13 protein-coding genes are annotated in these 13,713 nt (G+C 45.9%); 7 read left to right on the forward strand and 6 right to left on the reverse strand.

The window, feature by feature from the left end; all coding sequences use genetic code 11:
• Nucleotides 1-14: 14 nt before the first annotated feature.
• The 5 genes from QUA83_RS28755 to plsX form a co-directional block, all read right to left on the reverse strand.
• Nucleotides 15-662: a substrate-binding domain-containing protein gene (locus tag QUA83_RS28755; RefSeq protein WP_333297539.1), complete on the reverse strand. Its 648-nt coding sequence runs from the start codon at nt 660-662 to the stop codon at nt 15-17.
• A 10-nt stretch (nt 663-672) separates the two neighbouring features.
• Nucleotides 673-1,386 (reverse strand): PspA/IM30 family protein, encoded by a 714-nt coding sequence (locus QUA83_RS28760; RefSeq protein WP_333297540.1) that lies wholly within the window; start codon nt 1,384-1,386, stop codon nt 673-675.
• Between the two features lie 243 nt (nt 1,387-1,629).
• Nucleotides 1,630-2,511, reverse strand: a complete 882-nt coding sequence (fabD, locus tag QUA83_RS28765; protein WP_333095961.1) for an ACP S-malonyltransferase — start codon at nt 2,509-2,511, stop codon at nt 1,630-1,632.
• A gap of 503 nt (nt 2,512-3,014) precedes the next feature.
• Entirely contained in the window at nt 3,015-4,016 is a 1,002-nt protein-coding gene (locus QUA83_RS28770) for a beta-ketoacyl-ACP synthase III (RefSeq protein WP_333297541.1), read from the reverse strand.
• Nucleotides 4,017-4,180: 164 nt separating this feature from the next.
• The gene (plsX, locus tag QUA83_RS28775) at nt 4,181-5,230 is read right to left on the reverse strand and encodes a phosphate acyltransferase PlsX (RefSeq protein ID WP_333297552.1); all 1,050 of its coding nucleotides are present in this window, start codon (nt 5,228-5,230) and stop codon (nt 4,181-4,183) included.
• A gap of 358 nt (nt 5,231-5,588) precedes the next feature.
• Between plsX and QUA83_RS28780 the strand changes: the two genes are divergently transcribed.
• From QUA83_RS28780 to QUA83_RS28805, 6 genes are all read left to right on the forward strand, one after another.
• Nucleotides 5,589-6,923: a D-alanyl-D-alanine carboxypeptidase gene (locus tag QUA83_RS28780; protein WP_333297543.1), complete on the forward strand. Its 1,335-nt coding sequence runs from the start codon at nt 5,589-5,591 to the stop codon at nt 6,921-6,923.
• Nucleotides 6,924-7,004: 81 nt separating this feature from the next.
• Entirely contained in the window at nt 7,005-7,289 is a 285-nt protein-coding gene (gene rpsP, locus QUA83_RS28785) for a 30S ribosomal protein S16 (protein ID WP_006633724.1), read from the forward strand.
• The gene (locus tag QUA83_RS28790; protein ID WP_333297544.1) at nt 7,261-7,749 is read left to right on the forward strand and encodes a KH domain-containing protein; all 489 of its coding nucleotides are present in this window, start codon (nt 7,261-7,263) and stop codon (nt 7,747-7,749) included. The genes rpsP and QUA83_RS28790 overlap by 29 nt, the downstream gene beginning before the upstream one ends.
• 374 nt (nt 7,750-8,123) lie before the next feature.
• The gene (locus QUA83_RS28795) at nt 8,124-9,077 is read left to right on the forward strand and encodes a PhoH family protein (protein WP_333157196.1); all 954 of its coding nucleotides are present in this window, start codon (nt 8,124-8,126) and stop codon (nt 9,075-9,077) included.
• A gap of 193 nt (nt 9,078-9,270) precedes the next feature.
• Nucleotides 9,271-9,675, forward strand: coding sequence for a ChuX/HutX family heme-like substrate-binding protein (locus tag QUA83_RS28800; RefSeq protein ID WP_333297545.1), 405 nt, complete (start codon nt 9,271-9,273; stop codon nt 9,673-9,675).
• 246 nt (nt 9,676-9,921) lie between these two features.
• Nucleotides 9,922-10,698, forward strand: a complete 777-nt coding sequence (locus QUA83_RS28805) for a DUF6816 family protein (RefSeq protein WP_333297546.1) — start codon at nt 9,922-9,924, stop codon at nt 10,696-10,698.
• Between the two features lie 469 nt (nt 10,699-11,167).
• Here the strand turns inward: QUA83_RS28805 and QUA83_RS28810 are convergent, their stop codons facing one another.
• The gene (locus QUA83_RS28810) at nt 11,168-12,556 is read right to left on the reverse strand and encodes an ATP-binding protein (RefSeq protein ID WP_333297548.1); all 1,389 of its coding nucleotides are present in this window, start codon (nt 12,554-12,556) and stop codon (nt 11,168-11,170) included.
• Between the two features lie 295 nt (nt 12,557-12,851).
• On the opposite strand from QUA83_RS28810, the gene QUA83_RS28815 reads away from it, so the two are divergent.
• The gene (locus QUA83_RS28815) at nt 12,852-13,616 is read left to right on the forward strand and encodes a hypothetical protein (protein ID WP_333297550.1); all 765 of its coding nucleotides are present in this window, start codon (nt 12,852-12,854) and stop codon (nt 13,614-13,616) included.
• The last annotated feature ends 97 nt before the right edge of the window (nt 13,617-13,713 follow it).

Genomic DNA, 13,713 nt, shown 5'->3' on the forward strand with positions numbered 1-13,713 from the left:
TCTCGGTAAGTGGTTTATAGATATTGTTTACAGTACTGCTTGATTTTGGACGAGTTTTTTATTTGGTAGTCCCTTACTTTAATCGGGCCCGCCGGGCCGCCGACTTTCGACCAGTCTTGAGTATTTCCTTTGAAAATATCTTGAACTTGAGCCGAGGTTAAACCTCCTTTGAAGGGGTTGTTAATGCCGACTACAAGGGCGATCGTATCTAGCGCAACAGGCACCGCTGCCAAACCCTGACCTTGTTCTTGAGCCGTCAAAGGTCTCGATATCGCTGCAATATCGGCTGTTCCTGCGACCAAATCTTGAATTCCCTTTGCAGAACCGTTTGCTTTGGTATCGACTATCGTGCCGGAAAACTTGCCTTGAAAGCCGTTCTTGAGGTTCTGATTGATTGTCACCATGCTGGTGGAACCGTCAATTCTCACCGCCGTACCCGCAGGCACGGAAACTGGAAGCGCAAAGGAACTAGCTGCAACAGGCGAAGCGCCGCCGACTACTGGCGCGACTGGAGGTGCGACAGCATTGCCTGCCGGTGTGGGAGTCGGGGTATTATTAGCATCCTGGGAGGCTGGTTTGTTGAGAAAAAAGAACCAACCGCCACCGGCGAGCAACAGAAATAACAAAATAAAAACTATGGGGGGAGGCCCGCTCTTAGCCATAAAATTCTCCTTAGTTGGGAAGTTCTTTGTTGTTGGAGTCGTCTAACATTTGCAGCCTGCGATTAACTTCATCGTCTAAGGTCATATTTTCTAATTCTGCCTGAAGTCTTTCTTGGGGGTTCTCAGATATTTCTGCTAAAGCTTGCTGTTCGAGGTGGTGGTTGTGGACGGCGTTTTTGGCTTGCTCAAATTGCGATCGAGCTGAATCGATACTGAGGTCGTTGTTGACTTTGGATATGGCTCCGAGGGCTTCGTTAATCTCGGCCATATCTTTCATATTTTGCATATCGGTTTTGTAGGCTTCCAGCTTCATCCGTTCTCGATTTAGCTTGTCTTTGGAAGCGTTGACGTATTGTTCGGCTTGTTTTACTTGGGATTCTAACTGCGGCAGAATTTGTTCTATCTGAATTACCTTCGCCATTGCCAAGCGGGCTGCTTCTTCGTTACCGTTGCGCTGGGCTGTGATGGCTTGGCGCTCTAGGGTTTGCATTTCCCTAACTTTTTCTTCATATTTGGTTTTGGCGCGCTGGTAGGCTGCAACTTGGGTAGAGACTGCTGCTGCTAGCTTTTGCACTGATTCTTGCATTGATCGCAGTGACTCTTCGGCTACCGCCACCGCCACGGGGCCGCCGGATTCTACGGGCAGTCCCCACATCCAGTTCCACGCACCTACGATGGTTCTGCCTGCCTTGTCGCCCATCAACCAATAAAGGACTTTTTTCATATAAGTACCAGATAAGCTTGGTTTTTACGCCTAGTTTACATCAGGAATTGTCGATCGCCCCGTCAGGTCGATCGATTTCTAGATTTTGGATTAATATTTTTTAACTGTCTGGATCGTCTATCCCCAATTTGCAAAACAGGCAATATTCGGATTTGCCTGTTTTGCTATTTATTTTTCGGCAATCTTCAGGCCTGTTAACTCTCAATTTTATAACCTGCCGTTTAATAACAGGCTAAAAATATATTAAGCGGGTAAATCTGCAAAACTACTAACATTTACCAGCGCTAAATCGGGACAAGTCCGTTTGATCAAACCTGTGAGAACTTTGCCGGGGCCAATTTCCACTACCCGATCAATTCCTTGTTGTGGCAATTGCAGGGAAATTTCTCGCCACCGCACGCCTTTGGTCATCTGCTGAGTCAACCGCTGCTTTAAAGTTGCGGCGCTGGTAGTGGCTGAGGGTTCTGCGTTCGAGAGCACCAGCATTTTAGCATCGGAAAACCTGGCAGACTTTAAGGCTAGCTGAAACTCTGCGGCCACTGATGCCATCAGGGGAGAGTGAAACGCACCGGAAACATTCAATTTAACGGCGCGTTTGACTTTGATTTTGGCAAGCAAATCTTCTACTGCTGCAGGCGTTCCAGAAATCACGACTTGTGCTTCGCTGTTGTCGTTTGCCAGCACTACGTCTCGGCTGTATTGAATTTGCAATTCTAGTTCCTGCCTGTCGAACCCGATCAAAGCCACCATTTGCCCGCCCGACGCAGTTTCCATGAGTTCGGCGCGGCGTTTGACTAAACGCAATCCGGTTTCAAAATCAAAGACGCCTGCTGCGTATAGGGCAACATATTCTCCTAAACTGTGACCGGCAACTACCGCTGGTCGATCGCTTTTTTCTCGCACTAAGTCGGCCAAAATACTTTCTACTACGAACAAGCAAGGCTGAGTGTAGAGAGTCCGAGATAGTTTTGCTTCTTCTTTTTGGCAAACTTCCGGGACAGACCAGCCTAAAATTTCTTTAGCGAGCTCAAATTTGGCTTTGGCTGTTGGCAAGTTTAATAAGTCTGCACCCATCCCGATCGCCTGGGAACCTTGTCCGGGAAATACCCATGCTGTTTTAGTCATTTTTCCGGTAATCTGCTAATTGGTGGTTGCTAATTGGTGATTGCAAAAATTCTTTCTTTCCCGCTTCTAAGTTCGCTCGCTGGTATCCGCTATCTTTCGGTTAACGAACTATCTACTCGCGACTCATAATTATAACATCTAACTGCGATTTTTACCAGGTTTATTTTTTTTTGCTACTTTAATCTGATTAATAGGCGTAGCACAATTTTCAAGCTTCAAGCCGGGGAAAGTCGATCGAAGAATAGAGGATTTTCCATTTCAGCACGCCCTTGTCAATAACTGTTGTCCGGGTGGTGCACCGCTGCGAACCTTGCCCTATGTATGGCGTGTTCAAGGATTTGTATTTTGCAAGGGTCGCACCCCCGACAATCATTAGCCAAAGTTTAAAGCCGCCAAACATTATACCAGCTCCCAAAAAGAATGAAACTGCTTTACCAGCTCCAAACCCATAGTTCCTCAGTAATTCTCAATCGAAAATCGAAAATCGAAAATCGAAAATGGTATTACCTTCCCCATTGAAAAATCGCAGCCCCCCAAGTCAAACCTGCACCGAAACCCGCAGCAGCAATAGTATCGCCCGCTTTAACTTTACCCAGACGCACGGCTTCGTCTAAGGCAAGGGGAATTGAAGCCGCTGAGGTATTGCCGTAATTTGCCAAATTGCTGATTACTTTTTCGGGGGGAATCTTTAGCCTTTGGGCAACTGCATCGAGAATCCGCTGATTGGCTTGGTGCAACAACAGCCAGTCAATTTCAGCAGCGCTGACATTTGCCCGAAACATAGCTTTTTCTATGACTTCCGGCACTTTTCTCACGGCAAAGCGATAGATTTCTTGACCATTCATTGTGATGGGTTCAAATCCGCCAACTGCGACGCTGACGCCCTCAATTAATTCTTTTGACTCGGCTTTGTAAGGCAAATTAAGAGACGAATTTTGCGTGCCGTCGCTGCGAATTTCAAATCCCAAAAAGCGATCGACTTCTGAAGCTTGCAATACCACCGCACCTGCACCATCTCCAAATAGAATGCAAGTACCCCGATCCGACCAATTCACCCAGCGAGACAAAATATCTGCTCCGATTAGCAAAACATTTTGATAAACCCCTGTCCGAATGAACTGCGAGGCTGTAACTAAACCAAAAATAAAGCCCGAACAAGCTGCTGTCAAATCAAAAGCCACAGCTTTTGTCGCGCCCAACTGATATTGAATTTTACTGGCAGTGCCAAACAAATCGTCAGGACTGGAAGTCGCCAAAATAATCAAATCAATATCTGTCGGCGAAATTCCTGCCATGGCGATCGCCTGAAGCGATGCCTCCGACGCTAAATCGCACAAAGAAGTGCGATCGTCCGCCAGCCTGCGCGCTCGAATGCCCGTCCGCGCGCCAATCCACTCGTCAGAAGTTTCTACTATCTGACTCAAACCGTTATTATCCAGCGAAACCTGCGGTGTACAAGAACCGCTACCCGTGACGGCAATGCCGAACCCTGATTGCTGCAACATTCCTCTCCATTTATGAGCGATCCATCTAGAAATTAAAAATTAAAAACTACCAATTAAAATTATTTTTTAAACTGCTGAAATTACTTTTTTGTGAAGCAAAACAGTTGGTTTAAGCTGACATTTTTAATTTTACATTTTTAATTTTTAATTCCTACTTACTGCCTCTAATTCACAGCTTCTTGTTCCAGAGCGCTTTGCTGATTGGACGATCGAATTCGCTCCAGCACTTGGTTGTCAACAGCCTCCTTCGCCAAACGAATGGCATTGAAAATTGAAGCAGCTTGAGACGAACCGTGGCTGATAATGCAAACTCCAGCAACGCCCAACAGCAAACCGCCGCCGTGTTCAACGTGGTCTACCCGCTGCTTGAATCCTTGCAAGCTTTTTTGCAGCATAGGGTCGTTAATTTGATGTTGGAGTCCTTTGACCAACTCTTCCTTAAGCACCTGGACTACGACTTCGCCCACCGCTTCGGCAAACTTCAACAACACGTTGCCGACAAACCCGTCGCAGACAATCACGTCGAACTTCCCCGACAGCACGTCGCGGCCTTCGGCATTGCCCACAAAAGGAATGTTCGGGTTGTCCACCAATAACTGGTGGGTTCGCACGGCTGCGTCGTTGCCTTTAGAAGGTTCTTCGCCAATGTTGAGCAGGCCGATTTTAGGTTCGGCGACGCCCAGCACGCACTGGCTGTAAATAGTTCCCATAAGAGCGAACTGCTCCAAAAATTTGGGGCGGCAGTCCACATTAGCGCCGACATCGAGAATGAGTACAGAGCTGCCCGGTACCATTGTCGGCAAAACCGCACCGATCGCAGGGCGATCGATTCCGGGGAGCCGGCCCAACCTGAGCAGGGCAGCAGCCATTGCCGCGCCGGAGTGACCGGCGGACACCACAGCATCAGCTTGCTGCTGCTTTACCAAGTTCATCGCTACGTTAATCGAAGCGTTGGGCTTGCGTTTGAGGGCACTCAAAGGTTCTTCGTGCATTTCCACCGCTCCTTCAGAAGGAACGATTTCTAGCTGACCTGTAGAGACGCGGCCGATCGCGTCTTGTTGCCGGAGCGAGTCTTCTATTTGCTGCGGGTCGCCCACTAGCAAAATCTCTACGCCTAATTCTTCTTGTGCCTTAAGCGCTCCAGCTACAACTTCGGCGGGGGCATGATCCCCACCCATAGCGTCTATTGCAATTCTTGCGCGTGTCGATCCCATTGACCAATGTTTGAGAAACACTAAAAATTCTACCAGGAAGTCAGGAGCGTGAATCCAGAAGTCTGAATAAAGAACTAAAATCCGCTCGCTACGGCGATCGGACAATTCTTATTTCCGACTACTCTGATAGATCTTGTTTTGTCACTACTTTACTATTTTTGACTGCAAATTGAAAAAATCAATGCAATAGTTTACATGACCGCAAGCACTTTAGTCCGGTAAACCCGGATTCATCCGTGGAGCGAGAAAAAAGATCCCCATCCTTATCACTTTCCCCCGGATTTATCAGTGGGAGCGCTTTCTTCAATCTGAAATCTAAAATCTAAAATCTAAAATCGATTGACTTTAGGAGTAAAAAATGCTGGATTTATTTAGCTCAGGAATCATATCTCTGTGGCTGGACATGGCTGGGGTACGCAGTGTCGCGCCTAATGCTGCGTCAGTGCTGGCTTGGCGGGGAGGGATACCCGGGTTAGTGGTGGCTGAAGATTTGGCTTTTGGGGGAATAGATGCGGCACATCCAGACTTGCCAGCAGAAGCGACGGTGCGGGAATATTTAAAAGATTTGAAAGACAAGAACCTGATTGATGGGAATCAGGGAATTTGGGTGCAAGCGGGAATGGTGCCGTTGGTAAGTCAGCAAGGCAAGACGCTGATGCCTGGGGCTTCGCTGACTAAGATTGCTACTTCTCTGGCGTCGCTGGAAACTTGGGGCGCGGATTATCAGTTTGAAACGCGGTTCCGGGGAACCGGACCGATTAGGAATGGGGTGTTGCAGGGAGATTTGGTGGTCAGCGGCGGGGGCGATCCGCTGTTTGTATGGGAGGAGGCGATCGCCGTGGGCAATGCTCTCAATCAAATGGGTATCGAGCGCGTGGCGGGAAATTTGGTGGTGACAGGCAATTTCCGCATGAATTACGAGTCCGATCCTTTGGCTGCAGGGGAGATACTGCGGCAAGCTCTTGAGGGTAGCAATTGGCCTGCGGACGTGGTGGCCATGTATTCTAAGATGGCTCCGGGAACTAGAAAGCCGCAAGTAACGGTGGCCGGCAGCGTCATTGCTGAGAAATTTGTGACTTCGGGGCGTTTGCTGCTGAAGCGCCGATCGCTGCCTTTAGCCGAAATTCTCAAGCAGATGAACGTCCACAGCGACAATGAAATGGCTCAGATGCTGGCCGACGATTTGGGCGGGGCAAAGATAGTGCAGCAGCAAGCGACTTGGGCTGCGGGGGTGCCGGAGGATGAAGTTCAATTAGTTAACGGTTCGGGATTGGGAGTGGAAAATCAGATGTCTCCGAGGGCGGCTTGTGGGATGATGCAGGCGATCGGGCGCAACCTTCAGACGACGGGGCTGACGATTGCTGACTTGTTTCCGGTGTCCGGGCGCGATAAAGGAACTTTGGAAAACCGACACATTCCGCGATCGGCTGTGGTGAAAACTGGTACTTTGGACACCGTAATTGCTTTGGCTGGAGCGATACCCACGCGCGATCGGGGTTTAGTTTGGTTTGCAATTATTAATCGCGGCACCGATTGGGACTCTTTGAGAGCGCAGCAAGATATATTTTTGCAAAAATTGGTGCAGCAATGGGGAACAGCATCGATTTTGCCAGTAGCAATTACACCGCACATTGACGGCGCCAGACCTGCCTTGGGGGCAGCAAATCGTAGCGATATTTTGGTCGGAGGTTAAGAAATAGGGGTTGAGTTGGGGTTCGGGGAAGGAGCACTGACAAAATAGCTTAGAATTGGAACAAGACTATTGTGCAAGAAGATGATCAAACTGCGATTGAAGAGATACGGGAAAAAACGCGAGACCAGCTACCGGATTGTAGCGATGAACAGTTCTACTCGCCGCGACGGCCGTCCCCTAGAAGAGCTCGGCTATTACAACCCCAGAAATAACGAAACCCGGCTGGATGTTCCAGCGATTGTCAAGCGCCTGCAAGAAGGCGCTCAGCCAACTGACACCGTGCGTGACATCCTGAGAAAAGCCCATGTATTTGAACAAGTCGGAGCCGGAGCCAACGTTGAATCCAGCACAGCAACAGTCAGCTAGTCCCAACTATGCTGGACTGGTTAAGTTTTTAATTGGGCCTTTTTTAGAGACCCCCGGCTCTTTGCGGGTTGATTGCGAACTGCACCCGCGCCAATCGCGGGTCTGGGTTAGGCTTGCTTTTGAAGATCCGGACAAAGGCCGGGTTTACGGTAGGGGCGGACGCAATATTCAGGCAATTAGAACTACGCTCGAAGCGGTGGCGCAGACGGCGGGTCAGTCCCTGTACTTAGATATATACGATGGTGAAGCGGGCGATCGTGGATCTGGCCCGCCCAGGGGCGAGCGCGACCGCCCGGATCGCGACCGCCCGGATCGTGGCTCGCGCGAGCCGCGAGGCGACTTCCGACCCCGGACGCCACCTCCGTCGCCGAGTCCCTTGGCTAGCAGAACTCCGAGAGAACAACCTCGCCGTACTAACACACCTACGTTTAGAACGAGCAGAAATACTCCCGGTTATTAACTAACTGCAGAGCCAAGAAAGAATTTTAGATTTTAGATCGCCTGTTGTAGACTTTGTATTACAAGCCCCGTTTGGTTTGAAATTGCCGGTTTTGCGATCGGAAACAAATGTAAAATTTTAAATTTCAAATGTCAGCGGCATCAGGTTCATCTAAAATCTAAAATTTCACATCTAAAATCTAAAATTGCCTGACTTAATAGAAGGGAGATTTGATTTGTACCTCAAGCACCAAACTTATTTGGGAGCTAAATCTAAAAGACGCCTTAGATACTAGGTAAAACCTAGTAACGGGCGTCTTTTTGTTCGCAAATAGTGACTGGTTGAATGTTTAGTTGTTAACTTTTAATTGCTTATTTGGAGGAGATTATGTTGGCATGAATGAAAAACTAACAATAGAGTTACCGAGCACTCAAAGTGCAATGTCGCTGGCCGGTAATCAAGAAGAAAACCTGAAAATGATCTCTAAGCAAACCGGTGCTACCCTGGTAATGCGAGGGCAAGAACTGCTGATTTCTGGCACAAAAAGTCAAGTAGAATTGTGTCATAAATTAGTGCGATCGCTCTCCGACTATTGGAAATCCGGCAAAAATATTACTGGAGTTGAAATCCAGACGGCGCGCCAAGCTTTGGATACCAACCGCCAAGGCGATTTACAAGACTTGCAGCGAGACGTTCTCGCCAGAACGCGCCGCGGGGAAGAAATTAGAGCCAAAACCTTCAAGCAGCGGCAATACGTCCAAGCAGTACGCACGCACGACCTGACATTTTGCATTGGCCCCGCTGGTACTGGCAAAACATTTCTAGCAGCTATTTTCGCCGTACAAGCGCTGTTGAGCAAGCAGTACGAACGGCTAATTTTAACCAGGCCAGCCGTGGAAGCTGGCGAAAAATTAGGGTTTTTGCCGGGAGATTTGCAGCAAAAAGTCGATCCATATTTGCGCCCGCTTTACGACGCCCTGCAAGAAATGATCGACCCTGAAAAAATGGCCGATTTAATGGAAAGAGGCTTGATCGAAGTAGCTCCTTTAGCTTATATGCGGGGGCGCACTCTCAGCAATGCTTTCGTAATTTTGGACGAAGCTCAAAATACGACGCCGGCTCAGATGAAAATGGTGTTGACTCGTCTGGGCTTTCGATCGAGAATGGTAGTAACGGGGGATATCACTCAAACAGATTTGCCGCCAAACCAACAGTCGGGATTGTCAGTCGCCCAAAACATTCTACGCAACGTTGAGGGCATTGCTTTCTGCGAATTCTCTCAGGCGGATGTGGTGCGACATCCTCTAGTGCAGCGGATTGTCGCTGCTTACGAACTGCACGAAACATAGTCAGTAGTTAGTAGTCAGTAGTCAGTAGTCATTAGTCATTAGTTGTTGGTTGTTACTTTTTGTTGTTTTTAATTACCAATAATCAATGCCCAAGGCTCTTCGGGTTAATGCCCAATGCCCAATGCCCAATGCCCAATGCCCAATGCCCAATGCCCAATGCCCAATGCCCAATACCCAATTCCCAAATTAAATTATGCCTAACCTGAAAGAATTCTTGGAAGCTTGCGAACAATTGGGAACGCTGCGTTTAATCGTGACTAGCAGCGCGGCTGTGCTGGAAGTGCGCGGTTCAATTCACAAGCTGTTTTATGCGGAGTTACCGAAGGGAAAGTATGCCAATATGCACACCGAAGTATTTGAGTTTCACCTAAATATGGACAAAATAAAACAGGTGAAGTTTGAAACAGGTGAGGCAAAAAGAGGCAATTTCACTACTTATGCAATCCGTTTTCTCGACGACCAGAATGAGGCTGCTTTGAGTGCGTTTTTGCAGTGGGGAAAGCCGGGGGAATACGAACCAGGACAGGTGGAAAATTGGCACGAATTGAAGGAAAAATACGGGGATGTTTGGGAACCTGTACCTGTTGAGGCTCTTTAAAAGATAGGTTTTTCCACCTTTGAACTGCATATTGGGGGCGGCAGCTCATGGCCAACCCCTAGTGCCCACAAGCAGAACATTTATTTTTGTGCAACAGGCATCTTGCCTGTTTATGAAAATTCTATAAAATAGGATGTTTAACTGATTTGTTGTCTAATTTTTGGATTAATGAACTGCAGAGGGCGCAGAGAAGAGATAAAGAAGAGAAAGAGAGACAGAAGGTTAGTTGTTTGAATGTAATTGGGTATGAAGGGAATTTGGAGTTTTTGTCTGGCTTTGGCGGTACTGCTGTGGGGTGGCGTTGCGAGAGGGGGGGTGTTGGGCGATCGCATATCAAGTTTTCCCAATTGGGAAAGCAAGCCTCCTATCGCTGTAGCTAAGGGAGATTTGGTATATCCCGACTGGATGGCGGGGAATTGGAATGTTGCTAGCACTTTGGTAGATTTAGCCGCTCCTTTAGCGCCAAATATTGTCACGCCAGGGTTTGAAAGCAACCGCCAGTATTTGCAGCAGCCGATATTATTTAAAGTGCGATTTCAACCTAAAAAAAATCTTGGGTTAATTTCTAATTATACATTTAAAAAGGATCAAAAGATTGTAGCAGATCGCACTTTTAACGGTTTGAATATTGCCAAGGCTTATTTAGGCGATCGTGGGGTAGTTTCGGTGAAAGTCGATCCGACCAATCCCAACCGCCAAATTACTGTTTTGAAAGGGGAACGCCAACTAATTTCGATTGTTACCAGTCGGGGAACTGAGACGCCGAATCCTCGCGAGTTTGTGTCTACAGAGATTTCTCAGCAGATTTTTCGGGGAGAGTCTGATATTTATTTAAACGAGGTGGAGACAACAACGGCTTATCAAGTTGTTGGAAAGGGGGAAAATGGCGATTCTGCGAGTAAAAGAATTGAGGCGGATCAGGTGACAGCGATTTATTTGTCGCCGCAAGACCCGGATTATTTTGCGGCTAGGGGGCATCCGGTCGCTTTGTACCGATATCGGTTGGAGTTGGTGGGGGCATAATTCAGTTGCCATGTCGATCTACCTAGCAACATCGGCTTTTGTCGCCCCTGTCTCTCCTTTCATCAGCTTTGCTAATAACCTTCATCAGTTTAACTGTCGCTAGGTTGGGAGTTGCTGGTATCTTCGGCGGTTCTTTGTTCTCCGCCATCCACGGTTCTTTGGTAACATCTTCCTTGTGACAGTGACGAGTGGTGGAATTGATACGCTGGAAATCTATCGTCGGGTTGGTGTGCAGGAGGTTTTGTTTTGGTAATATGGGGGAATTTCGGTTTATTGTTTGCGTCCAACGGGGTATGAGTTGGTGAGTAAGAGCGAACTGTTGCCGGAGTTGGATTTGCGATCGATCGAGTTCTATTCGCGTATGGCAGACCAATATGATGCGGTGAATGCTTTTATGCGATCGTTGTAGAATAGAAAAGAGTAATTCTGTGGTTTAATTGCGTTGCGATCGGGTGAAATTACCCATAGCTTATATAAGATTTAACTTGCACTGAATGTATGCTTTGAATACGGGATTGAGAAGAAACATCCATCGCGTTCCTACTAACACTTTTTCCACTAAGCCGCGTCGCGCTAAAGATTGTATGGCTTGCCAAAATTCTGGTTGGGATAATTCACTATCAGTAGCTTTTCGGGAAATATCTACAGTTTCGTTTTGAGTGCCTAACCAGTATAACGCCTTTTTTTCTGAGCCTGATAAACGCTCTAGGTGAGATTCTAAGATGGGTTCTAAGTCACCTAAGAATAAATCATTTACATCGGATAAAAACAGGGAAGCGCTACCATCAAATAACTCCCAAATAGTTGCAGCAATGATATTTAGCCAGGAAGGATGACCTTGATAAAGGGCGATCAAGTCTGACCATTTTTCCTCATCGACTAATCCTTTTTGTTGGAAAATTTCTGCAGCTTGTTGTCCTAACCCTTTGAGGTGTAAGCTTCGCATGGAGAGGTTTTCGGCTTCTAAATTCGCGATTTCTTTGGGTTTTTCCCAACTGAGGAGGATTAAACAACTCTGATGAGAGGATGTGGCAATTTGTTTAAAAAATTTGCCATAATCTTCATAGCCTGCTAAATATTGACCTGCTAATTGACCGCTACTAAAAATATTCTGTACGTCATCAAGAATGACTAGACAGCGAGAAGATCGGAAATAATCGATGATTGTGGGTAATGGGGGTTGTTGCGATCGCCCAAAAAATTGCTTGAGTTCGGTTTGGAGGGTGGAAAGTGTGGGAGTGTTGGTGAGGCTTAACCAAATAATATAATCAAATTCGGTTTGAATTTCTTCGATGAGTTTGAGGGCGATTGCGCTTTTGCCAATTCCGCTTAATCCGTAGATGGTGATTAAGCGCGTGTGGGCTTCTAATATCCATTGTTTGAGGGTGGAGAGTTCTGAGGTGCGATCGTAAAAGTAAGTTAATTCGGGTGCGTCTGTTAAATTGATGATTGGCGATCGATCTTGATTTTGGGGAGAGTCAGGGGGTGAGGGCGATCGCTGTTTAGCCTCTTCTGCATCTTGCAGTTTTTCTCCACAGATATTGATATGACTATTAATGTAACCAACAATCTGTGCACCATTATTGTTGTAAATATTAGATAATGCTTTGCTTTCTAAAATAGAGCGAACATTAGATTGTTTAATATCTTCTCCCAATATGTCAGAAAGCATCTTCCATAATTTTCTAGAAACTTGTTTAATATGATCTTCACTACGATTGCACTTTTTAGCTATTTTATGATATTTTTCCCCCTCCCAAACTTCTTTTAAGATAGAGCTTTGTAATGAATCAATATGTTTTCCCGTTTTCACAAATACTTGCTCGTCAGTCCATTGTAAAACCTCTTGGATGTCCATACCTAAAAGGGGGTTTAGTTTTGACCATCACACTATATCACACTTTATAACACCTGGAAAACTAAATAACACTTTTTTTTCTTAATAAAATTTCTTTAAAAAATATAATTGTACACTAAATAACACTTTTATGAATAGCCAAAAATACATTTTCATATTAAATTAGAATCAGGAGAGATATAAGGAATATAGTAGAAGTTTATAAGTTATCAAATGCTCTGGAGGAAATATGACACGGTTTAACTGGTTTGCCAAAGACGCCTCTCAAGGAGATCAGAAACTCACTTCTGGGGATGTGCAGCGCATCGTTGGCGAATTTAATAAATGTTTGCCACGCATTCTGGGGACACCTGAAGTTTTAGAGGAGATAACCTTTGAGGAAGCTATAAGTTATTTCCAGAGCGATCGCCCAGCAACTCCTAATTTAAAAAAAGGAGCAATTATTCGCCAAGAGCATCCCGATGGGCACATTTTAGGACAGGTGTTTTTAGACGAAAAGAATACCCTTGTTTGTCATTCAAATGGAATACCTTATGGTCGTCAGTTGATTGGCAAAAAGCTAGACCAAAAATTAACTGATGTCTTGGGCGATCAAGAATTAGTTGCCATTGAGTTGAAGGCTAAAGAATCTGGTGAATTTCAGCTTACTGAAGAACCTACTCCAAAATCGCGGATTGTAAAACTTTCTAAGATAGTTAGTATCATTATTTGGTCGATTATAATTCTAATTGTATTCATCCCGTTACTGGGGCGATTAGTTATGAGTCAGGCTTTAGGGGCCGAATTAACATCTCCTCCCTCCCTAGAAGTTACTCAATCTTTAGTCGCCTTTGGTGGAAGAGAAGAAGCTTTCAAAAAAGCTGTGAACAGTGCCAATCAAAGTGCTAAACAATATGCTAACAATGAATTGAATCGGTGGGAAGCTGATTTAATAAATCGAATTGATACGGATTTTTTAAATTGGTATTTTAATTATTTTAATCAGAAACAGCAAGAATTTGGTGTTTTTTTTCAATATATAGGCGAGAATGTTATGAATGGGTTTAATCCGACTATATAGCAATCCTAAATGATTTTCTATATCTAGATCAATCCTAAATGATTTTCTCTGTGTAAGTATATTGACGTATTTTGGGGAAATCAAATTTATGTTCGTT

Origin of the sequence: Microcoleus sp. K1-B1 (genome assembly GCF_036704705.1) — a bacterium.
Taxonomy (GTDB): Bacteria; Cyanobacteriota; Cyanobacteriia; order Cyanobacteriales; family Microcoleaceae; genus Microcoleus.

What these genes read in the sequence shown, in the direction of transcription:
- QUA83_RS28755 (WP_333297539.1), bottom strand. Translation starts at nt 662, where the DNA reads ATGGCTAAGAGCGGGCCTCCCCCCATAGTTTTTATTTTGTTATTTCTG.
- QUA83_RS28760 (WP_333297540.1), bottom strand. Translation starts at nt 1,386, where the DNA reads ATGAAAAAAGTCCTTTATTGGTTGATGGGCGACAAGGCAGGCAGAACC.
- fabD (WP_333095961.1), bottom strand. Translation starts at nt 2,511, where the DNA reads ATGACTAAAACAGCATGGGTATTTCCCGGACAAGGTTCCCAGGCGATC.
- QUA83_RS28770 (WP_333297541.1), bottom strand. Translation starts at nt 4,016, where the DNA reads ATGTTGCAGCAATCAGGGTTCGGCATTGCCGTCACGGGTAGCGGTTCT.
- plsX (WP_333297552.1), bottom strand. Translation starts at nt 5,230, where the DNA reads ATGGGATCGACACGCGCAAGAATTGCAATAGACGCTATGGGTGGGGAT.
- QUA83_RS28780 (WP_333297543.1), top strand. Translation starts at nt 5,589, where the DNA reads ATGCTGGATTTATTTAGCTCAGGAATCATATCTCTGTGGCTGGACATG.
- rpsP (WP_006633724.1), top strand. Translation starts at nt 7,005, where the DNA reads ATGATCAAACTGCGATTGAAGAGATACGGGAAAAAACGCGAGACCAGC.
- QUA83_RS28795 (WP_333157196.1), top strand. Translation starts at nt 8,124, where the DNA reads ATGAATGAAAAACTAACAATAGAGTTACCGAGCACTCAAAGTGCAATG.
- QUA83_RS28800 (WP_333297545.1), top strand. Translation starts at nt 9,271, where the DNA reads ATGCCTAACCTGAAAGAATTCTTGGAAGCTTGCGAACAATTGGGAACG.
- QUA83_RS28805 (WP_333297546.1), top strand. Translation starts at nt 9,922, where the DNA reads ATGAAGGGAATTTGGAGTTTTTGTCTGGCTTTGGCGGTACTGCTGTGG.
- QUA83_RS28810 (WP_333297548.1), bottom strand. Translation starts at nt 12,556, where the DNA reads ATGGACATCCAAGAGGTTTTACAATGGACTGACGAGCAAGTATTTGTG.